Origin of the sequence: Methylomonas sp. EFPC3 (assembly GCF_029643245.1) — a bacterium.
GTDB classification, from domain to species: domain Bacteria; phylum Pseudomonadota; class Gammaproteobacteria; order Methylococcales; family Methylomonadaceae; genus Methylomonas; species Methylomonas koyamae_B.
The window spans coordinates 3,293,423-3,313,384 of sequence record NZ_CP116398.1; the positions used below are offsets into that span (position 1 = coordinate 3,293,423).

Annotated in this window: 20 protein-coding genes; 15 read left to right on the forward strand and 5 right to left on the reverse strand. The window is 57.0% G+C overall.

The features are described from left to right. The first annotated feature begins 96 nt into the window (after positions 1-96). From PL263_RS14700 to PL263_RS14715, 4 genes are all read left to right on the forward strand, one after another. On the forward strand, positions 97-1,026 hold the full coding sequence (locus tag PL263_RS14700; protein WP_278210050.1) for a hypothetical protein: 930 nt from the start codon (positions 97-99) through the stop codon (positions 1,024-1,026). A gap of 39 nt (positions 1,027-1,065) precedes the next feature. Further along, the gene (locus PL263_RS14705) at positions 1,066-2,130 is read left to right on the forward strand and encodes an efflux RND transporter periplasmic adaptor subunit (protein WP_278210051.1); all 1,065 of its coding nucleotides are present in this window, start codon (positions 1,066-1,068) and stop codon (positions 2,128-2,130) included. Then, positions 2,127-5,255, forward strand: coding sequence for an efflux RND transporter permease subunit (locus PL263_RS14710; RefSeq protein ID WP_278210052.1), 3,129 nt, complete (start codon positions 2,127-2,129; stop codon positions 5,253-5,255). The genes PL263_RS14705 and PL263_RS14710 overlap by 4 nt, the downstream gene beginning before the upstream one ends. A gap of 175 nt (positions 5,256-5,430) precedes the next feature. Continuing rightward, positions 5,431-6,240, forward strand: coding sequence for a sulfite exporter TauE/SafE family protein (locus PL263_RS14715; RefSeq protein WP_278210053.1), 810 nt, complete (start codon positions 5,431-5,433; stop codon positions 6,238-6,240). Between the two features lie 56 nt (positions 6,241-6,296). Here the strand turns inward: PL263_RS14715 and PL263_RS14720 are convergent, their stop codons facing one another. Continuing rightward, positions 6,297-6,965, reverse strand: coding sequence for an NUDIX domain-containing protein (locus PL263_RS14720; protein ID WP_278210054.1), 669 nt, complete (start codon positions 6,963-6,965; stop codon positions 6,297-6,299). A gap of 156 nt (positions 6,966-7,121) precedes the next feature. On the opposite strand from PL263_RS14720, the gene PL263_RS14725 reads away from it, so the two are divergent. The 3 genes from PL263_RS14725 to PL263_RS14735 are packed head-to-tail and all read left to right on the forward strand — an operon-like array spanning position 7,122 to position 10,866. Further along, positions 7,122-7,961, forward strand: a complete 840-nt coding sequence (locus PL263_RS14725) for an isochorismatase family protein (protein ID WP_278210055.1) — start codon at positions 7,122-7,124, stop codon at positions 7,959-7,961. Positions 7,962-7,972: 11 nt separating this feature from the next. Next, entirely contained in the window at positions 7,973-9,160 is a 1,188-nt protein-coding gene (pncB, locus tag PL263_RS14730) for a nicotinate phosphoribosyltransferase (protein ID WP_278210056.1), read from the forward strand. A gap of 14 nt (positions 9,161-9,174) precedes the next feature. Continuing rightward, entirely contained in the window at positions 9,175-10,866 is a 1,692-nt protein-coding gene (locus PL263_RS14735) for an NAD+ synthase (protein WP_278210057.1), read from the forward strand. A gap of 23 nt (positions 10,867-10,889) precedes the next feature. Here the strand turns inward: PL263_RS14735 and typA are convergent, their stop codons facing one another. From typA to PL263_RS14755, 4 genes are all read right to left on the reverse strand, one after another. After that, positions 10,890-12,713 (reverse strand): translational GTPase TypA, encoded by a 1,824-nt coding sequence (typA, locus tag PL263_RS14740; protein WP_140911988.1) that lies wholly within the window; start codon positions 12,711-12,713, stop codon positions 10,890-10,892. Positions 12,714-12,814: 101 nt separating this feature from the next. Next, positions 12,815-13,207: a rhodanese-like domain-containing protein gene (locus PL263_RS14745; protein WP_140911987.1), complete on the reverse strand. Its 393-nt coding sequence runs from the start codon at positions 13,205-13,207 to the stop codon at positions 12,815-12,817. A gap of 10 nt (positions 13,208-13,217) precedes the next feature. Beyond that, positions 13,218-13,790, reverse strand: a complete 573-nt coding sequence (locus PL263_RS14750; RefSeq protein WP_278210058.1) for a methyltransferase domain-containing protein — start codon at positions 13,788-13,790, stop codon at positions 13,218-13,220. Continuing rightward, positions 13,787-14,689: a LysR family transcriptional regulator gene (locus PL263_RS14755; RefSeq protein WP_140911985.1), complete on the reverse strand. Its 903-nt coding sequence runs from the start codon at positions 14,687-14,689 to the stop codon at positions 13,787-13,789. The genes PL263_RS14750 and PL263_RS14755 overlap by 4 nt, the downstream gene beginning before the upstream one ends. A gap of 188 nt (positions 14,690-14,877) precedes the next feature. On the opposite strand from PL263_RS14755, the gene PL263_RS14760 reads away from it, so the two are divergent. From PL263_RS14760 to PL263_RS14795, 8 genes are all read left to right on the forward strand, one after another. Continuing rightward, a complete protein-coding gene (locus tag PL263_RS14760) occupies positions 14,878-15,030 on the forward strand; it encodes a hypothetical protein (RefSeq protein ID WP_186289544.1) in 153 nt (50 codons plus the stop codon). A 185-nt stretch (positions 15,031-15,215) separates the two neighbouring features. Next, entirely contained in the window at positions 15,216-15,554 is a 339-nt protein-coding gene (locus PL263_RS14765) for a phosphoribosyl-ATP diphosphatase (RefSeq protein WP_278210059.1), read from the forward strand. Between the two features lie 3 nt (positions 15,555-15,557). Then, a complete protein-coding gene (gene tatA / locus PL263_RS14770; protein ID WP_140911983.1) occupies positions 15,558-15,773 on the forward strand; it encodes a Sec-independent protein translocase subunit TatA in 216 nt (71 codons plus the stop codon). Between the two features lie 7 nt (positions 15,774-15,780). Then, on the forward strand, positions 15,781-16,101 hold the full coding sequence (gene tatB, locus PL263_RS14775) for a Sec-independent protein translocase protein TatB (protein ID WP_140911982.1): 321 nt from the start codon (positions 15,781-15,783) through the stop codon (positions 16,099-16,101). Then, complete coding sequence (tatC, locus tag PL263_RS14780) at positions 16,076-16,831, forward strand: twin-arginine translocase subunit TatC (RefSeq protein ID WP_278210060.1); 756 nt, start codon at positions 16,076-16,078, stop codon at positions 16,829-16,831. The genes tatB and tatC overlap by 26 nt, the downstream gene beginning before the upstream one ends. After that, a complete protein-coding gene (locus PL263_RS14785; protein ID WP_278210061.1) occupies positions 16,824-17,507 on the forward strand; it encodes a YggS family pyridoxal phosphate-dependent enzyme in 684 nt (227 codons plus the stop codon). Before tatC ends, PL263_RS14785 begins: the two co-directional genes overlap by 8 nt. A gap of 57 nt (positions 17,508-17,564) precedes the next feature. Continuing rightward, positions 17,565-19,325 (forward strand): arginine--tRNA ligase, encoded by a 1,761-nt coding sequence (gene argS / locus PL263_RS14790; RefSeq protein WP_278210062.1) that lies wholly within the window; start codon positions 17,565-17,567, stop codon positions 19,323-19,325. Then, entirely contained in the window at positions 19,326-19,946 is a 621-nt protein-coding gene (locus PL263_RS14795) for an SPOR domain-containing protein (RefSeq protein WP_278210063.1), read from the forward strand. Positions 19,947-19,962: the final 16 nt, after the last annotated feature.

The window sequence follows — 19,962 nt, forward strand, 5'->3', positions numbered from 1 at the left end:
TTTGTTCTATCGGAGTGGGCCGATTTGTGGGAGTGGCGATCCGGTGCTAGCCTTTTCCGGGTCAAGTTCCGGACCATAAACTGCGGAGGCCCTTAGATGCATTCGAAGATTCAGGACGTTTTTACCCAGCTCCATGTCGATGTCGCCCGCAATTCCACCGACGATTTCAATCTGTTTCACGATCCGCATAAATGGCAGCGGATTAAAGACAATCCGTTCGACGGACCGATTTCGTTGGGTTTCCAGTTGGAGTCTCTGATCGAAGGCCGACTTGCAACGTTTCGCGCTAGCCGGGACGAAGCGGATTTGATCGAGCGGCATGGGCTGCATTTCAGTAACTATCAATTTTCCTTCGCCAATGCGATCAAGCCCGGCCAGACGATTCAGGTCGAGATCAAGGACAGCCAATTCAAAGCCGAGCCCGAGCCGGTATTGAGTAACCGTATCGCGGTCAAGGCCGAAGGCAATCTGGCCTTGATGGGCTACAAAAAAGAAACGGTCGAGCCGCTGTTTTTGCCGAATCCGAATTTGTCGCGCATCGGCGAATTGAAGATTCAGCCGGATCGCTGTTTTTTGCCGAACGGCTTCTTCCTGAAGCGTAAATTCATGATGACCAGCAACGCCAAGAATTTTCTGTGTGCGTCGCTGCGCGACCAAACCGAGTATTTCGACGAGTTGCAGGATAAAGTCAAATTTCCGGAAATATTCCCGTGTGCCTTGCTGTCCAGCGCGTTATTGGAAAAAGCCCTGAAATGGCTGCACGATTTCGAGCGCAACCCCATGGTCTATACTTCGCACAAAATCAGTATCGACAGGCGTTTACTGGCTCAACTCAGAAGTAACGACGCGCTACATATTCTGATCAAGCCGGCGGAGGAGTCGGCGGCTCACGATTTCGGCGACCCGAAGGCGACTCCGCTGGATTACGAATGTTACGGCTTGTTCGGTTCGGACAACGCGGTATTGTTCCGCGCCTTGATTTCCTTAACGCCCCTGGAACTGATCGTTAAAGCGATGCACAAATGATGACTGGCAATTCTGTGGATTTTTTTTCAAGGAGATGCGATGAGAGTGTTTTTGACGATGTCGTTCTTGTTGTTAACGGCCTGCGAACAAGAAGTTGCGATATCGCCGAAACCCCGTCCGGCGGAGATTGTTGAAGTCGGCGAGCGTACCCGAGCGGCCCCTACCGTGTTGGTCGGCGAGGTGCGTTCCCGCTACGAAAGCGCGCAAGGTTTTCGGATACCCGGCAAAATCGTCCAGCGATTGGTGGAACGCGGCGCCGTGGTCAGGAAAGGACAGGTGCTAGCCAAACTGGACGACAAGGATACCAGCCTGTCTGCCAGCTCGGCGCAAGCCGAGCTGCACGCGGCGGAGGCCGATTTGGCGCTGGCGCAGGCCGAGTTGGAGCGCCAGCGCAGTTTATTCCAACGTAAATTCGTGTCCGCCCAAGCGTTGGACATTCAGGAAGCCAAGTTCAAATCGGCTCAGGCCCGTGTCAAACAAACCACAGCCGACGCCGCCGTCCGCAGTAACCAATCCCGTTATACCCAATTGCAGGCCGACCGTGACGGCGTCGTCACCGAAATTCGGGCCGAACCGGGCCAGGTGGTCGAGGCCGGCGAAGTGGTGGCGCGAATTGCGGCGACCGACAGCCTGGAAGTAGCCATTTCCGCGCCGGAATCCCATATCGGCGGCGCAGCGCTTGGTGCGGCGGCCGAAATCAAACTATGGGCGCTACCGAGTAAGGTTTACCGCGGATCGGTGCGGGAAGTGGCGCCGGCCGCCGACAGCGTGACGCGGACCTTTCAGATGCGGGTGGCTTTGGCCGACGCCGATGCCGCCGTGCATCTGGGTATGACGGCCGGGGTTCGCTTCGAGGCGGCAGCCGATCAGGCCTGGTTATTGCCGTCGACCGCCGTGACCCAGCGCGACGGCCAGGCCGTGGTCTGGGTGGTCGAACCGGCCACCGGCGCCGTTACCCCGCGCCCGGTACAAACCGGCCCGTTCCGCGAGGACGGCACCATTGTCAACCAAGGCTTGCAGAGCGGCGATTGGGTGGTGGCGGTTGGCGCCCAAACCCTGGTGCCGGGCCAGATTGTGCAGCCGGTTAGACGGGAGCGGCCATGACCGGACGCTTCAACCTTTCCGAATGGTCGTTACGCCACCCGGCTTTGGTGTTATATGCGCTGTTGGTGTTGACAGTAGTCGGCGCCGTTTCCTATAGCCGGCTCGGTCAATCCGAAGATCCGCCCTTCACCTTCAAGCTGATGGTGGTACGCACCGGCTGGCCGGGCGCTAGCGCCCGCGAAGTCGAACTGCAAGTCACCGACAAGCTGGAGAAAAAACTGCAGGAAGTGCCGTGGCTGGACAATCTGCGCAGTTACTCGCGGCCGGGCGAATCGCTGATATTCGTGTTGGCCAAGGACTCGACCCCGCCGGAGGAAGTCCCGAACATTTTTTATCAGGTGCGGAAAAAAATATTCGATATCCGCCAAACCCTGCCCGACGGGGTGGAAGGGCCGACCTTCAACGACGAATTCGGCGATGTTTACGGCAACCTCTATGCCCTGGTCGGCGACGGTTACGATTATGCCGCGCTCAAGCGATATGCCGATGCGGTACGCGCCCAGTTGCTACGAGTTGGGGACGTCGCGAAAGTGGACTTCTTCGGCGAGCAGCAGCAACGAATTTACATCGATTTATCCAACGCCAAACTGGCGACGATCGGCATCGATACCGCGACGCTGATCCGCACTTTGCAAACCCAGAATCTGATGACCGGCAGCGGCGGTTTCGATTTCAGTGACGAGCATATCCGCATCGGCGTCAGCGGCCGTTACGATAGCCTGGAACAATTGCGCGACCTCAGATTGCGCGCCAATGGCAATGAATTCCGCCTGGGCGACGTCGCCAGCGTCAGCCGCGGTTTCGAAGATCCGCCGCACGACCGGGTGCGCTACCAAGGCCGCGACGCGCTGTTGATCGGGGTATCGATGCGCGACGGCGGCGATATCATTCAATTGGGCCGCAATCTGGATACCGAAGTCAAAGCGGTGCAAGCCCAATTGCCTATCGGGTTGGAATTGCATCCGGTGTCGTCGCAACCGCAAGCGGTGCAGCGCTCGGTCAACGAATTCGTCAAATCGCTGGTCGAGGCTTTGGTCATCGTCTTGGGCGTCAGCCTGATGTCTTTGGGGCTGCGGACCGGCGTCGTCGTCGCGATCAGCATTCCGGTGGTATTGGCGGCGACGTTTTGGCTGATGCATTTGTTCGGCGTCGGGCTGCACAAAATTTCGCTGGGGGCGCTGATATTGGCGTTAGGGCTATTGGTAGACGATGCCATTATTGCGGTGGAGATGATGGCCTCGAAAATGGAAAAGGGCTGGGAGCGTAGCCGCGCTGCGGCCTTTACCTACACCTCGACCGCGATGCCGATGTTGAGCGGAACCTTGGTCACTGCGGCCGGTTTTCTGCCGATTGCGACCGCGGCCTCGTCGACCGGTGAATACACCCGTTCCATGTTCCAGGTGGTGGTGATTGCATTACTGGTGTCCTGGCTGGCGGCGGTGGTGTTCGTGCCGTATTTGGGCTTTCACTTGTTGCCGGAATTTCGGGAAGGCCGGCGCCCGGACTCGATCCTGAACCGGCTCCGGGCGAAATGGAAAAAGACGCCGGTTGCGGCAGCCGCTCACGCAGATCTGTACCAAACCCCGTTTTACCGGCGCTTCCGCGGCGTGGTGGAAACCTGCGTGATTTACCGGGGCTGGGTGATTTTGTTGACTGTGGCAATCTTCGGCGCGGCCATTTTCGGCTTCAAGTTCGTCCAGCAACAGTTTTTTCCGGACTCGACCCGACCGGAATTGATCGTCGATTTGCGTCTGGCCGAGGGCGTTTCCTATGCCGCGACCGAAACTCAGGTGAAAAAGCTGGAGGCCTGGCTGGAGCGGCAGGACGGCATCGACAATTACGTGGCCTATGTCGGCACCGGCAGCCCGCGTTTCTATCTGCCGCTGGACCAACAACTGGCCCAACGCAGTTTCGCCCAGTTGGTGGTTTTGACCAAAGGTCCGGCCGAGCGCGAAGCGTTGCGGGAAAAATTGATTCGTTTGTTCGAACAGGATTTTTCAAGCTTGCGCGGCAGCGTGTTGCGTTTGGAAAACGGGCCGCCGGTCGGCTTTCCGGTGCAGTTTCGCGTCTCCGGTCCGGATTTGCCGACTTTGCAGGCCATCGCCCGCCAGATCGCCGAGGTGATGCGCGCCAATCCGCATCTGTCGAATGTGCAGCACGATTGGGAAGAGCCGGTGAAAGTGGTGCGCGTCGATATCGACCAGTCCAAAGCCCGCTTGTTGGGCATCACATCCAGCGACATCGCCAATCTGGTCAACGGCGCCTCGCAGGGTTTATACGTCAGCGAGTTTCGGGAGGGCATCGAACGTATCGATTTGCTGGTGCGCGGCACCGCCACCGAACGCAAGCACTTGTCGCGGCTGGAAAACCTGATGATTCCGTCCGCGGACGGCCGTAGCGTGCCGCTATCGCAGCTTGCCAAACTGGAATACGGTTTCGAAGAGGGCGTGATCTGGCGCCGCAATCGGTTGCCGACCGTGACGGTGCGCGCCAATCTGTACGGCACTATCCAGGCGCCGGTGGTGTCGGCCCAGGTCGAGAGCCAACTGGACGAGATCAGGCGGCAATTGCCGCTCGGGTACCGCCTGGAAGTCGGCGGCGCAGTGGAGGAATCGGCCAAGGGCGGCGATTCGGTCGCGGCCGGCATGCCGCTGTTTTTGTTCAGCGTGTTGACGGTGCTGATTATCCAGTTGCAAAGTTTTTCGCGAGTGGCCTTGGTGTTGCTGACCGCGCCCTTGGGCATGATCGGGGTGACCTTGTTCTTGCTGGTGTTCCAGCAGCCGTTCGGTTTCGTGGCGATGCTGGGCACGATTGCGTTGTCCGGCATGATCATGCGCAACTCGGTGATCCTGGTCGATCAGATCGAGCAGGACAAGCGGGCCGGGAGCAGCGACTTCGATGCCATCGTCGATTCCACCGTGCGCCGGTTCCGCCCTATCGTGCTGACCGCGGCGGCGGCGATTCTGGCGATGATACCGCTGACGCGCAGCGCGTTTTTCGGGCCGATGGCCGTTGCGATCATGGGCGGATTGACCGTCGCCACCATTTTGACCTTGCTGTTTCTGCCGGCGTTGTATGCCGCCTGGTTTCGGGTCGCAGTCCCCGGCGCCCAAACCGATTCTTGATTCGCATTTTCCATTCCGGCCGTTCGTCGCTTTCGGCCACGAACGGCCCCTTAGCCTTACCGGCTCAAATATCTAATTTTCGGATAACTATATGCCGATATAGCATTAATAGTTTGATCGCTTGCGCTGGCATAATGCAGCCGTTATCGAATTTTACGAATTGAAAAGGTAAAAAATGAATTTGATGTATACCTTATCCGGCTTCGCAGTCGGTTTGCTGGTCGGCATTACCGGCGTCGGCGGTGGCTCTTTGATGACGCCGTTATTGGTGTTTTTGTTCGGCTTCAAACCGGCGGTCGCAGTGGGTACCGATTTGCTCTATGCCTCGATCACCAAAACCGCCGGTGTGTTCGTCCACCACGGCAAACACGGCTCGGTGGACTGGAAAATCGTCGGCTGGCTGGGGCTGGGTAGCTTGCCGTTTGCCGGTGCGACCTTGTATGTCTTGAAAAACCTGATGGCGGTCGGCAAGGAAACCACCGGCGCGATCACGTTTACCTTGGGTGTGGCGCTGCTGCTGACGGCATGCGCCTTGTTGGTGCGCAGTTTGCTGTTGCGCAAAGCCGCCAAACAGCAGATCGACGACGACCACAGCACTCAGGAAAACAGCGGCCGGTTTTCGCCGCGCTGGGAGAAAATTGCGACGGTGCTGACCGGTGCCGTACTCGGCGTGCTAGTCACCTTGTCCTCGGTTGGTGCCGGTGCGCTGGGCACAGTCGCTTTGCTGTTCTTGTACCCGAGAATGTCGACTTTGAAAGTCGTCGGCACCGATCTGGCGCATGCGATTCCGTTGACCGCGGTGGCCGGCCTCGGCCATTTGAGTTTGGGCAATTTCGATCTGGATTTGCTGATTAGTCTGTTGTTGGGGTCGGTGCCGGGGATTTGGATCGGCAGCCATTTGAGCGCGAAAATTCCGGAACATGTATTGCGGCCGGTATTGGCGACTTTGCTGCTGGTGATTGGCACCAAATTCGTGTTGCAGTAATTCTTAGGACCAAGGCCGCCTGATCCGGATCGGAGGCGCGCCTTGGTGCAAGGCGGTCATAATCCCCGCTGCAACAACTTCAAGGCGTTGGCAAATTCTGCTTTCAGCCGGTAGACCTGCGCCGGCCGGTGAGCGCCGTTGGCTTCGGTTTGCCCCGCTAATTCCTCCAGCACTCCCAGTTCGTCCATTTTTCGGCGGAAGCTGACTTTATTCAGCGTCTCGCCCAGGCAGGCTTCGTAGATTTTTTGCAATTTCGGCAAGGTAAAGCGTTCCCCGGCCAAGTGGCAGGGTAACGAAGAATATTGCGATTTGTTGCGGATGCGCTCCACCGCGGCCTGGACAATGTCGTTGTGGTCGAAGGGTAAGCGCCGCAGCGCATCGACCGGGCAAATCGACAATCCGGGATGCCCGGCCTGCAGCAGCAATTCGGCGTTGACCAACGCAAAATATGCGATCGAAATCGACCAGCCCCTGGGGTCGCGGGCGCAGCCGTCGAAGGTACGCAACTGTTCCAGGTAAGGCGGATTCACTCCGGCTTTCTGGCGCAGAATGCGCAGCGCCGCATCCAGGCTGTCGCGGTCGGTCTCGGCGTGGATGTAGCCGCCCGGCAAGGCATCCAGGCCGGCGAAAGGCTCGTGTTCGCGCCTGGCCAGGGCCACGCTCAATTGCTGCTGGTGAATCGTCAGCAGCACCAAATCTATCGTTGCAATCATCCGCTCGGACATAGAGAGCGTTTATCCTTCAGGCTGTTTAGTAACAAAATGTGAAATTTAGCAATCTAAGTCTTATTTTATAGATATTTTTCGTTGTTTTAATAGTTGCAATATGTAACTAACAGGAATAAGCTAAGCCCGTCCCGATTTTATAGCCGGAGCAGGCTTATGAATGCGATCCAATTGTTGATCATCGATGCCCAAAACGATTTTTGCGACCGTCCCTTCGCCGGCGCATTGCCGGCTTTGCCGGCTTTGCCGGTTCCCGGCGCCTATCAGGACTGCCTGCGCCTGGTCCGGCTGATAGATCGGCTGGCCGAGGCGATAGATTCGGTCATCGTCAGCCTCGATTTACACCACAGTATCGATCTGGCGCATCACACGATGTGGCGCGACGCGAACGGCGCCTTGCCGCCGCCGTTTACCCAGGTCACGGCGGCGGACGTCCGCCACGGCCGTTACCGCGCGTTGGCGGCAGCAATATCCGCCGACGCCGAGCAGTACATTCTGGAATATTTGCAAAATCTGGAGCAGCTCGGTTTGGCGTTGACGCTGTGGCCGCCGCATTGTCTGGTCGGCTCGCCGGGCGCAAATGTGAACCCCGAACTTGCCGGTGCGCTGCAACGCTGGGAGTCCAAACGCTTTAAGGCTATCGATGTGATCGAAAAAGGCCGCAACATCTGGACCGAAAGCTTTTCGGCGTTGAAAGCGGTGATTCCCTACCCCGGCGACGCCGATACCGACTTGAACCGGCACTTGCTCGAGCTGTTGGCCGGTCGGCAACCGGTCTGGGTGGCCGGCCAGGCCAGCAGCCATTGCGTCAGGCAAACCGTGTTGGACCTGTTGCAATACGGCCCGGCCGATATTGCCGAACGTTTGACGCTGCTGACCGATTGCATGAGCCCGGTGCCGGGTTGCGAAGCGTTGGCCGAGCAATTTTTTGACGATGTGCGGCGGCGGGGCGTCCGCTTGGCCGCCACTAGCGAACTCGGCCCCTGCTGGCCGTAACGGAGGAAGCGATGGCCCCGATTGTAAAAAGCTTGTTGGAAAACGATCTGTATAAATTTCCGATGTGGCAAACCATGCTGCATAAACGCCCCGAAGCCACCGCGGAATACGGTTTCGTCTGCCGCAACACGCCGGAATATCCGCTGGCCGAACTGGTTGCCGACGTCAAGCGCGAGTTGGAGCAGTTGTGCGCACTGCAATTCGCCGACTACGAACTCGAGTATTTAAGCGGGCTTAGTTATTTGAAGCCGGATTTCATCGAGTTTTTATCGCTGTTCCGCTTCAAACCCAAATATCTGCAAGTCTATGCCGAGGGTGACCGGCTTAGAATCGATGCCGCCGGCCCGCAAGTTCACGTGATGAATTTCGAGATTTTTGTTTTATACATCGTCTCGGAACTGTATTTCCGCCGTTTCGATCAAGCGGCCTTGTTGGCCGAAGGCCGGCGCCGGCTGCAACAAAAAATCGCGATGCTGAAAGACTTTGCCGAACAACCGGCCGAAACCCATCCGTTCGAGTTTTTCGACTTCGGCTTGCGCCGCCGGGCCTGGGGCGGCTGGCAGGAAGAAGTGGTGCAGACCTTGTCGACCGAATTGCCGAATTTGTTCAAAGGCACCTCGAATGTTTATCTGGCCCAAAAATACGGGCTGAAACCGATCGGCACGATGGCGCACGAGTATTTGCAATCTTATCAGGCGCATATCGTCCGCTTGCGCGAGTTTCAACGCACGGCGCTGGAGGATTGGGCGCAGGAGTTCCGCGGCAATTTGGGGATCGCCTTGACCGATACCATCGGCATGGATGCGTTTTTGCGCGATTTCGATCTGTATTTCGCCAAGCTGTTCGACGGTTTGCGCCACGATTCCGGCGATCCGGGCATTTGGGGCGAAAAAGCCATCGCCCATTACCAAGCGTTAAAAATCGATCCGCACACCAAGCGTCTGGTGTTTTCCGACGATCTGGACATGCCGAAAGCGATCGGGCTGTACCGCCAATTTGCCGGCCGGATCCAGCTGGGGTTCGGCATCGGCACGAATTTGACCAACGACCTTGGCGTCAAACCGCTGAATATCGTCATGAAACTGATGCGCTGCAACGGCGATCCGGTCGCCAAATTATCGGACGCGCCGGGCAAGACCTTGTGCGACGACCCGACCTTCGTCGCCTATTTGCGGCAGATTTTCAACCACTACGTCTGAAGCGGGGATCAGTTATGCCGGGACAAACACCATTGCGTATCGCCGTCGCCCAAACCAATCCGACCGTCGGCGATTTTGCCGGCAACCTGCGCATCGCCGAGCAGGCGTTTCGCGACGCCGAGCGGCTGCAAGCGCAGTTGCTGGTATTTCCGGAGCTTTCGCTGTGCGGCTACTATCCGGGAGATTTGCTGAACGACGCGGCGTTCATCCGTCAGGCTGAGCGGGCTCTGGCGGAGTTGGCGGAACTTTCCCGCCGGTTTCCGGGAATTAGCGTTATCGCCGGTTTGCCGCAAACCCGTTCCGGGCCGGGCAAGCCGCTGCATAACTCGTTGCTTGCGCTGGCAAACGGCCAAGTGCTTGCCGCGTACCATAAACAATTGTTACCGACCTACAACATTTTCGACGAACGCCGGCATTTCGAGCCGGGGCCGGCCACCGCCGCCAGTGTCGAAGTCGCCGGCTATAAAGTAGGTTTGATGATCTGCGAAGACGGCTGGAACGACGCTGCCAACGATTATCCGGTCAATCCTTACCAGGCTTTGGCCGCGATCGGGCCGGACCTGGTGGTCAGCATCAACGCCAGCCCGTCCAATATCGGCAAGCGCGACCAACGCCACCGGATTATCGCCGGTGCCGCGCGACGCCACCGGTTGCCGATTCTATACGTAAACCAAGTCGGCGGCCAGGATAGCATCGTGTTCGACGGCGCCTCGTTTGGAGTAGATGCGGACGGAAAGCTTGCGTTCGAATTACCGGCTTTCGAAGCGGCAGTCGAGCCGGTCGAGTTTAGCGCCGGCGCGTTTCATGGCGTCGGCTCTGGCCAGCCTTTGCCGGAGCCGGAGTTTGTCGTTCGGCATATCCTTATGGGGTTGCGCGATTACGCCCGCCGCTGCGGCTTCCAACAGGTTGTGGTCGGTTCCTCGGGCGGTATCGATTCGGCGTTGACCATCGCCTTGGCGGCCGAAGCGCTCGGCCCGGACAACGTGATCGCGGTAACGATGCCTTCCGAATATTCCAGCGCCGGTTCCGTCACCGATTCGCAGTTGTTGTGCGACGCGTTGGGGGTAAGGTTATTGACGCATCCGATTCGGGAACAGGTCGCTGCCTTCAAAGTCCAGTTTCAAGCCAGCTTCGCCACGCCGCTGGCGGGTCTGCCGTTGGAAAATTTACAGGCGCGGATACGCGGCACCGTGTTGATGGCGTATTCCAACCAGTTTGGCGCGTTGGTGCTGACCACCGGCAACAAGAGCGAAATCTCGGTCGGCTATTGCACCTTGTACGGCGACACCAACGGCGGCTTGGGTTTGATCGGCGATTTGTACAAAACCGAGGTATACCGCTTGGCGGACTATATGAACCGGCGCGCCGGCCGGCCGTTGATTCCGGAGTCGATTCTGATCAAGGAGCCTTCGGCCGAATTGGCGTTCGACCAGAAAGATACCGACAGTTTGCCGCCGTATCCGGTGCTGGACGAAATATTGAAACTATTGATCGAGGGTGATTTGCTGGCGGAAGCGGAATACCGCCGGGCCTGCGATTTTGTTAGCGATTATCGGCGTGCGGCCGAAGGCGAGGCGGTGTTCCAACGCATCAGCAGGATGGTGACGCGCAACGAATACAAGCGGCGTCAGGCGCCGCCCATCATCCGGGTCCGCTCCCGCGCCTTCGGCGCCGGGCGGCAGATGCCGATTGCGGCCAAGTATTAGCCAGGCCGCAATCGGTTTCGCGCTTAGTCGCTGGCTCGCGAGGCGCGTTTGCGCTCGTTTTCGGTCAGCAGTTTTTTACGTAAGCGGATCGATTGCGGCGTGACTTCGACCAGCTCGTCGTCGGCGATGAATTCCAGCGCCTGCTCCAGGCTCATCTTGATCGGCGGCGTTAGCAGGATGTTCTCGTCGGAGCCGGCGGCGCGGATATTGGTCAACTGCTTGGCTTTGGTCGGGTTGACCACCAAGTCGTTATCGCGCGAGTGGATGCCGATGACCATGCCTTCGTAGACTTCGGTGGCGTGTTCGATGAACAAGCGGCCGCGTTCCTGCAAGTTGAACAACGCATAGCCCAGCGATTTGCCTTGCACCATCGACACCAGTACGCCGTTGATACGGCCGCCAACGTTGCCTTTTTTCATCGGCCCGTAGTGGTCGTAGACGTGGTAGAACAAGCCGGAACCGGACGTGGCGGTCAAAAATTCGGTTTGGAAACCGATCAGGCCGCGCGACGGCACCATGTATTCCAAGCGGGTGCGGCCCTTGCCGTCCGGCACCATGTTCAGCAGGTCGCCCTTGCGTTCGCCTAACTTTTCCATGATCGCGCCCTGGTGTTCGTCTTCCAGTTCGATGGTCACCATCTCGAACGGTTCGTGCATCTCGCCGTCGACTTCCTTCAAAATCACTTCCGGACGCGACACGCCCAGTTCGTAACCTTCGCGGCGCATGTTTTCGATCAGGATCGACAAATGCAGCTCGCCGCGGCCGGAAACCTTGAATTTGTCCGGGTCCTCGGTGTCTTCGACCCGCAACGCCACGTTATGCTGCAATTCTTTTTGTAAACGGTCGCGAATCTGCCTTGAGGTGACGAACTTGCCTTCCTTGCCGGCGAACGGCGAGGTGTTGACCTGAAAGGTCATGCTGACGGTCGGCTCGTCGACTTTCAATGGCGGCAAGGCTTCGACCGCGTCTTGTTGGCACAGGGTGTCGGAAATCTCCAACTTGTCGATACCGGTAAAGGCAATAATGTCGCCGGCTTGCGCTTGCGGCACTTCGATCCGTTCCAGACCCTTGAAGCCGAAGATTTGCAGCATCCGCACATTGCGGGTAGTGCCTTCGCGGTTGATCAAGGTCAGTTGCTGGTTGGATTTAACGGTACCGCGCTGAATGCGGCCGATGCCGATCACACCAACATAGCTGTTGTAATCCAGGCTGATCACCTGCATTTGGAACGGGCCGTCGATGTTGACCGGTGGCGGGCTGACTTTGTCGACGATGGTTTGGAACAGCGGCGTCATGTCGCCCCCCTCGACCGTACTTTCCAGCTCCAAGCCGGCATAACCCTTCAACGCCGAGGCGTAAACGATGGGGAAATCCAGTTGCTCGTCGGTCGCGCCCAAGCGGTCGAACAAATCGAAGGTTTGGTCGATCACCCAATCCGGGCGCGCGCCGGGCCGGTCGACCTTGTTAATCACGACGATGGGTTTCAAGCCCAAGGCAAAAGCTTTCTGAGTCACGAAGCGGGTTTGCGGCATTGGGCCGTCCACCGCATCGACCAATAGTAATACGCAATCCACCATGGATAGCACCCGTTCGACTTCGCCGCCGAAGTCGGCGTGGCCCGGGGTGTCGACGATGTTGATGTGATAGCCGTTCCAATCGATGGCGGTGTTTTTCGCCAGGATCGTAATCCCGCGTTCTTTCTCCAGGGCATTGGAGTCCATCACCCGCTCGTCGACTTTTTCGTGGGCGTCGAAGGTGCCGGATTGTTGCAACAATTGATCGACGAGGGTGGTTTTGCCATGGTCGACGTGGGCGATGATGGCGATATTTCTGAGTTTTTCTATCACGGGATTTATTAAGTTTTTTACAAAAGAACGTGCGCCGGCTTTGCTAAAAACGCGAGCCGGCGCGGAAATGGGTGGCTATGGGTTTACAGTGAATGGGGGGATTAGCTTTGGCTCCAAGGCAGGCCGTGGAAACGCCAGCCGCCGAGCTTGCCGCGATGCTGGTTGGCGTCGAGCGGACCTTCAAAGCCTTCCAGAATATTGACCAAATGCTGGTAGCCGGCGGCTTCCAGGGCTTTGGCGGCATCTACAGAACGTTGTCCGCTGCGGCATAACAGCAGTACCGGCGCCGCTTTATTCGGCGCGTGTTGCTGGACCTGGGCAACGAAATCGGCGTTCAATTGCATCCCCGGGAATTCTTTCCAGGCGACGTGGATGGCCTTTGGCGGATGGCCGACGAAGCCGTGTTCGATGGCGGTGCGGACGTCGATCAGCACGGCGTTGGGATCGGTTTGCAACAAGTCCCAGGCTTGTTTGGGGTCGAGATTTTCTATCATGGGTTACCGCTCAAGTTTTTTGCCCGATGAAACAGGCTTCGTTTCGGTTGCCGAGCCGCGTGTCACCGATCCTGGCGTATTCCTGGTAAAAAACCACGCTCAGGGGCTGAAACAGCTGGAGAAGCTCGTTGCGCGCCAATAGGTAATCGGGATTGCTGGGGCCGTGTTGGTCAAGCTTGTCGCGGGTAAATGTTTGATAAAACAGCAGGCCGCCCGGATTCAAGGCCGCCATTATCGCATTACACAGGGTGCGGTCAAGAAAACGGCAGATGACAATTACATCGTAGCGGTGCTCCGCTAACGATTCGCTGCCGATTTGGCAGTGCCGGGTATTGATGCTGAGGCTTTGCCGATCGGCATAGTGGCGGAGTTTATCCAGCGCTACCGACGACACGTCCCAGGCGTCGACGCTCAGTCCTGATCCGGCCAACAACAGCGCATTGCCGCCTAGGCCGCAGGCCAAATCCAGCGCTTTGCCCTGTCGTGGCAGCAAATGCAAGTGGTTGGCGAGTAACTCCGCCGCGGCGGGTGCTGCCGTTGCGTTGCGGTAAATCGCGTCCCACTTGTTTTGCAGCTCGGTCACGGGTTCATGCCGATCCGGTGCGGCAGCCAGGCCTGGATGAACTCCAGGAAGGAACGGACTTTGGCGGACAAATACTTGCGGTGTGGATAGACCGCGTAGATTTCCAACGGCGCGATGCCGTATTGCTCCATCACCACTTGCAGACGGCCTTGTTCGATGTCGCGGCCGACGATGTAGCGCGGCAGCATGATCAGGCCCAGGCCGTTGACCGCGGCATTGCGGATCGGGTCGGCCATGTTGGCTTGCATCCGGCCGGTCACGGTGACGGTGCGTTCGCCGAGGATGCCTTTGAAGCGCCATTTATTGCGCGGCGGAATCGCCCAGTTGATCAGGCAGCTGTGGTCTTCCAGGTCTTCCGGGTCTTGCGGGATGCCGTGTTTTTTCAGGTATTCCGGCGAGGCGCAGACCACCAATGACGAACTTGCCAACTTGCGGGCGACCAGGCTGGTGTCGTTGAGTTGGCCCAAGTAGATCGCCAGATCGACGCCCTCGTCGATCAAATCAACCTGGCCACCCTTTAACACCATCTCCACCGACAGATCCGGGTAGTTTTTCAGATACTCGGTCAGACCCGGCGAGATATGGCTGGCGCCGATCACCGGCGGCGCCAGAATTTTCAACGTACCACGCGGTTCGGTTTGCAAATGGGTGATGGCCGATTCCATTTCTGCAACGTCCAGCAGCACTTGTTGGCAACGTTCCAGATAAGCCTCGCCGGCTTCCGTCAGGCTTAAGCTGCGGGTCGTACGGTTGAATAAGCGGGTGTTGAGTTCGCTTTCCAGTTGCATGATGTGCTTGGTGGCCATGGCTCTGGAAATATCTAAATCCTTGGCAGCGCCGGCGAAGCTGCCGGCCTTGGCGACACGGACAAAAACGTTCATGCTGGTTAGTTTGTCCATTCTGCCTCCGGGGACATTATAAAGGAGCTAAAAAACGTTGACATTTTTATTGTTTCTTAATTTTATACAATTTATTTAATAAATGCCTAATTGTAAACTTTTTTATCTCCGGTATAGTGTGCAGCAACTTAACGAGAAAGCACAGAAAATCTTGCCAAATGCAAGATTAAACAGAGGATTTGAGCACAATGAACGAATTTAAAAAAGACGTACTGGTCGGTACTTTGTTTGTCGCCGGTATTTTGAATTTTCTTTCCGGCCTGTTTGTAATTTCCACTGTCCTGTTTGCAGCGACGTCAATGTTCAGCAATATTTCGCTTAATACTCAAGCGAGCCGCTGATCCCCCTGAATTTGTAACTACCTCCTGGTGTTGTAATTAACGAGCGGTAACCTCCTTTCAAGCACTCCGCTGGTTTTCTTGCCTCCCTCTGCGCAAGCATTGGGAGGTTTTTTTTGTCCGCAGTTTTTCCGGCACTTTGGGCGTCATGCTATGATTCAGCCCGTTCGCAATCGAGATCAACAGTCATGAACGACGTTTTACAGCAATTGGCATTGGTGCTGGAGCAGCGCAAACAGCAATCGGCCGATCAATCTTATGTAGCAAGCTTGTACGCCAAAGGTTTGGACCATATTTTGAAAAAAATCGGTGAAGAAGCCACGGAAACGGTAATGGCGGCGAAAGACGGCGATAAAGATAAGATCGTTTACGAAGTGGCCGATCTGTGGTTTCACTCCATGGTCTTGTTGGCGCACCAGGAACTCGGGCCGGAACAGGTGATCAACGAGCTGCAGCGGCGTTTCGGTTTGTCCGGTCTGCAGGAAAAAGCGCAACGCAGCTCTCAAATAGGCAAACAGCAGGAGTAGGTAATGGGTTTTAGTATTCCGCATTTATTGGTGGTGTTGGTGATTGTCGTGTTGGTGTTCGGCACCAAGCGTTTGAAAAATGTCGGCGCCGACCTTGGCGAGGCCATCAGAGGTTTCCGCAATGCTGTAAAGGAAGGCGGCGAAGACAAAACGCTGGCCAATAAGGAAGACGATGTGCTGGAAGGCGAAGTCTCCAGTAAAGAAAAAGACAAGGTGTAACGCGACTATGTTCGATGTCGGTTTTTCCGAATTGCTGATGGTCGGCTTGGTGGCTTTATTGGTATTGGGCCCGGAAAAATTGCCCAGAGCTGCCCGCTTGGCCGGGCTATGGGTCGGTAAGGCACGTAGTGTGCTGGCAGTCGCCAAGGCGGAAATCAAGCAGGAGCTGGCCGCTGAAGAGATGCGGCAACTGATGCAGCAAAACATCGCCGGCGAAGTACAAAAAGTTATAGACGAGACCCGCTCGGCTGTCGACGACGTCAATTTCAGCATTCAAGCTGCGACCGAAACCGATCAACACGATGACAAACCAAGTTCAGCCGGATAACGAACAGTCTTTTTTCAGCCATCTGGTCGAACTGCGCGACCGTCTGTTAAAGATGGTGCTCTGCGTATTGCTGGTGTTTGTCGGCACCGCCAGTTACGCCAACGAGATCTATGCTTTTTTGGCCGATCCGCTGTTGCAGCATATGCCGAAAAACAGTTCCATGATTGCGATAGACGTGGCTTCGCCGTTTTTTACGCCGTTTAAACTGGCGTTTGTCGTCGCCGTGTTCGCCAGCATCCCTTTCATCCTTTATCAGTTTTGGGGCTTCGTCGCGCCGGGCTTGTACCGCCACGAGAAAATGATGGTGGCGCCGCTGTTGCTGGCCAGCACGGTATTGTTTTACGGCGGCGCGGCGTTTGCCTACTTTTTGGTGTTCCCGTTGGTATTTTCCTACCTGACGGCGGCCGCCCCGGCCGGGGTCGCCGTAATGACCGACATCGCCACCTATTTGGATTTCGTGTTGGCGATGTTTTTTGCGTTCGGCCTGGCCTTCGAAATTCCGGTGCTGACCATCGTGCTGGTCTGGACCGGCATCATCAGTCCGGAATCCTTGGCGGAAAAACGGCCTTATGTGATCGTCGGCGTGTTTGTGGTGGCGATGTTTCTGACGCCGCCCGACGCCTTGTCCCAAACCTTGTTGGCGGTGCCGATGTGGTTGTTGTTCGAGTCGGGCCTGTTGTTCTCCAGGTTAATAACCCGGCGCGACCGCGCAGCCGAGAACGATGGTTAGTATCGCCGGGCGTTTTGCAGCGGTCCGCGCCCAATTGCGCGATGCCGAAATCGCCGCCGGGCGCCTGCCGGGTAGCGTGCAATTGCTTGCCGTCAGCAAAACCAAACCGGCGGCCGACCTGGCCGCGGCTTATCGATTGGGTCAGCGCCATTTCGGCGAAAATTATTTGCAGGAAGCGCTGAAGAAGCAGCAACAACTGGCCGCGTTCGATATCAGTTGGCATTTCATCGGCCCGATCCAATCCAACAAAACCCGGCCGATAGCCACGCATTTCGCTTGGGTGCACAGCGTCGACCGTTTCAAAATCGCCGAGCGTCTCAGCGAGCAGCGCCCGGATTATTTGCCGCCGCTGAATATCTGCCTGCAAGTCAATATCAGCGACGAAGCTACCAAATCCGGCGTCGGTCTGGCCGAGTTGCCGGATTTGGTTGTGCAAGTGGAACAATTGCCGCGTCTGCGTTTGCGCGGCGTAATGGCTATTCCTGAGCCGGCGGCCGATTTCGAAACGCAGCGCATTCCTTACCGACGCCTGTACCAGGCGGCAACGGCATTGCACCTACCGCAGCTGGATACGTTTTCGTTCGGCATGAGCGGCGATCTGCTGGCCGCGGTCACCGAAGGCGCCACCATGGTTAGGATCGGCACGGCGCTGTTCGGTGCGCGTCCTAGCCAATAAATTGTTTTTCATGGATAATGCGGGCAATTTTCCGACAAATCCCCATTCTCCGACCCGATGAAACAAAAGCTGGAATCCCTTTTACAACAGGCAGTTGCAGGTATCAAAACTCAAGGTATTCTCGAAAACGATTTCATTGCCCAAATTCAATTAGAACGCACCAAAGACCCGCAACACGGCGATTTCGCTACCAATCTGGCGATGCTGCTGGCCAAACCGGCCAAACAAAACCCGCGCCAACTCGCTGAAAAAATCGTCGCGGCCTTGCCTGCCGACCCGGCAGTGGTCAAAGTCGAGATCGCCGGGCCCGGATTCATCAACTTTTTCATCAATCCTGATAGCCAGTTCCAGATCGTGCGCCAAGTGCTGGAGCAAGGCGACGGCTTCGGCCTGAGCCGGATTGGAGCCGGGCAGCGGGTGCAAGTCGAGTTTGTCTCCGCCAATCCGACCGGGCCATTGCATGTCGGCCACGGCCGCGGTGCCGCCTATGGTTCCGCAGTAGCCGACCTGTTGGAAGCGGCCGGTTTCAGCGTCGAGCGTGAATACTACGTCAACGACGCCGGCCGGCAAATGGATATTCTGGCGGCCAGCGTCTGGTTGCGTTACCTGGAAGCCTGCGGCGAAGTATTGCCTTTTCCGAGTAACGGCTACCGAGGCGAATACGTTAGAGATATTTCCGCCAATTTGCACAGAAGCGCCGGCGACAAGTACCGCCAGCCAGCCGCACAGGTTTTGGCGGATTTACCGGCTGACGAAGCGCAAGGCGGCGATAAGGAAAAGCATATCGACGCGCTGATCGAACGCGCTAAAACGTTGTTGGGGCCGGAAGCCTACGAGCAAGTGTTTCAAGCCGGCCTGAACGAGATCTTGCTGGATATCAAAGACGACCTTGCCGAGTTCGGCGTCGGTTATCAGTGTTGGTTCTCGGAACGTTCGTTGATGGACGACCAATCCATTGACCGGGCGCTACAGCGTTTGGACGAGGCAGGGTTTCTGTACCGGCAGGAAGGGGCGACCTGGTTCGCTTCCAGCCGATTGGGCGACGAAAAAGATCGGGTGGTAGTGCGCGACAACGGTCAAACTACCTATTTTGCGTCCGATATCGCTTACCACATGAACAAGCTGGATCGGGGCTTCGACAAGATCGTCAATATCTGGGGCGCCGACCACCACGGCTATATTCCGCGGGTCAAAGCCGCGATGCAGGCCCTGGGTGCCGACGATTCCAAACTTAAAGTGTTGCTGGTGCAATTTGCCGTACTCTACCGCGGCGACGAAAAAGTGCAGATGTCGACCCGTTCCGGTGAATTCGTCACCTTGCGCCAACTGCGTAACGAAGTCGGCAAAGACGCCTGCCGTTTTTTCTATGTGATGCGCAAGTCCGAGCAGCACATGGATTTCGACTTGAAACTGGCGACCTCCAAAACCAACGAAAATCCGGTCTATTACGTACAGTATGCGCATGCCCGGGTGTGCAGCGTGTTGCGCCAACTGGACGAAAAAGGTCGCCAACGCGATCCGCTGCTGGGCATGCAGCATCTGAATCTGTTGGTCGAGGAACAGGAAAGCGCGCTGTTGACGACATTGTCCAGATATCCGGAAACGCTGGAGCGGGCGGCGTTGAACTACGAACCGCACCAATTGATTCAATATCTGCGCGAATTGGCCAACCAATTCCATAGTTACTATAACGCCCACCAATTTTTGGTCGACGACGACAAGCTGTGCAATGCCCGGATCAACCTGGTTTGCGCGGTCCGGCAAGTGTTGGCCAATGCCATGTCGCTGCTGAAAATCAATACACCCGAAGCGATGTAAATGGCCAGAGATTACAAGCACCGCGTACAAAGCCCCAATTACGGCGCCGGCCGGCGGAAGCCGAAGCAGTCGTCGTCGGTTGCGTTATGGCGCTGGCTGTTGGTGATTATGCTGATAGCGGCCTTCGTGGTGTTTTTGAATATGATCGGTAAGCTGGTGCCGGAATTGGTCGCCGGCAAGCCCAACCCGGAAACCCAGCCCGCCGCCGAACCGAAAAAGCAAGAGTTGCCGCTAAAACCCCAAACCGCCGCCGAAACGGAAAAACCGGTCGAACCGGAAGAGCCGCGTTACGATTTTTATACGATTCTGCCGCAGGCGGAAGTCGTGGTGCCGGACTATGAAATCAAAACCCGGGTCCGCGAGCAGTTGGTCGGCAAAACCAAGGCTGCCAAATACATCATGCAGGCCGGTTCGTTCAGGGAGGCGGCTGAAGCCGAACGTCACAAAGCCAAACTGGCCTTACTCGGCATCGAGTCGCGGGTCGAAAAAGCCAAAGTCGGCAACGTGATTTGGCATCGAGTCAAAGTGGGGCCGTACGATAACCCTGCCAGCGTCTCCACGATTAAGGAACTGCTGCAGAAAAACGGTATCGGCGTGATCGTCACCGAAAGCGGTCAGTAGATTTCAGGATGTAAGT

Bases quoted from the DNA above. Each gene is read 5' to 3' on its own strand.
- PL263_RS14700 (WP_278210050.1), top strand. From the start codon at position 97: ATGCATTCGAAGATTCAGGACGTTTTTACCCAGCTCCATGTCGATGTC.
- PL263_RS14705 (WP_278210051.1), top strand. From the start codon at position 1,066: ATGAGAGTGTTTTTGACGATGTCGTTCTTGTTGTTAACGGCCTGCGAA.
- PL263_RS14710 (WP_278210052.1), top strand. From the start codon at position 2,127: ATGACCGGACGCTTCAACCTTTCCGAATGGTCGTTACGCCACCCGGCT.
- PL263_RS14715 (WP_278210053.1), top strand. From the start codon at position 5,431: ATGAATTTGATGTATACCTTATCCGGCTTCGCAGTCGGTTTGCTGGTC.
- PL263_RS14720 (WP_278210054.1), bottom strand. From the start codon at position 6,965: ATGTCCGAGCGGATGATTGCAACGATAGATTTGGTGCTGCTGACGATT.
- PL263_RS14725 (WP_278210055.1), top strand. From the start codon at position 7,122: ATGAATGCGATCCAATTGTTGATCATCGATGCCCAAAACGATTTTTGC.
- pncB (WP_278210056.1), top strand. From the start codon at position 7,973: ATGGCCCCGATTGTAAAAAGCTTGTTGGAAAACGATCTGTATAAATTT.
- PL263_RS14735 (WP_278210057.1), top strand. From the start codon at position 9,175: ATGCCGGGACAAACACCATTGCGTATCGCCGTCGCCCAAACCAATCCG.
- PL263_RS14745 (WP_140911987.1), bottom strand. From the start codon at position 13,207: ATGATAGAAAATCTCGACCCCAAACAAGCCTGGGACTTGTTGCAAACC.
- PL263_RS14755 (WP_140911985.1), bottom strand. From the start codon at position 14,689: ATGGACAAACTAACCAGCATGAACGTTTTTGTCCGTGTCGCCAAGGCC.
- PL263_RS14760 (WP_186289544.1), top strand. From the start codon at position 14,878: ATGAACGAATTTAAAAAAGACGTACTGGTCGGTACTTTGTTTGTCGCC.
- PL263_RS14765 (WP_278210059.1), top strand. From the start codon at position 15,216: ATGAACGACGTTTTACAGCAATTGGCATTGGTGCTGGAGCAGCGCAAA.
- tatA (WP_140911983.1), top strand. From the start codon at position 15,558: ATGGGTTTTAGTATTCCGCATTTATTGGTGGTGTTGGTGATTGTCGTG.
- tatB (WP_140911982.1), top strand. From the start codon at position 15,781: ATGTTCGATGTCGGTTTTTCCGAATTGCTGATGGTCGGCTTGGTGGCT.
- tatC (WP_278210060.1), top strand. From the start codon at position 16,076: ATGACAAACCAAGTTCAGCCGGATAACGAACAGTCTTTTTTCAGCCAT.
- PL263_RS14785 (WP_278210061.1), top strand. From the start codon at position 16,824: ATGGTTAGTATCGCCGGGCGTTTTGCAGCGGTCCGCGCCCAATTGCGC.
- argS (WP_278210062.1), top strand. From the start codon at position 17,565: ATGAAACAAAAGCTGGAATCCCTTTTACAACAGGCAGTTGCAGGTATC.
- PL263_RS14795 (WP_278210063.1), top strand. From the start codon at position 19,326: ATGGCCAGAGATTACAAGCACCGCGTACAAAGCCCCAATTACGGCGCC.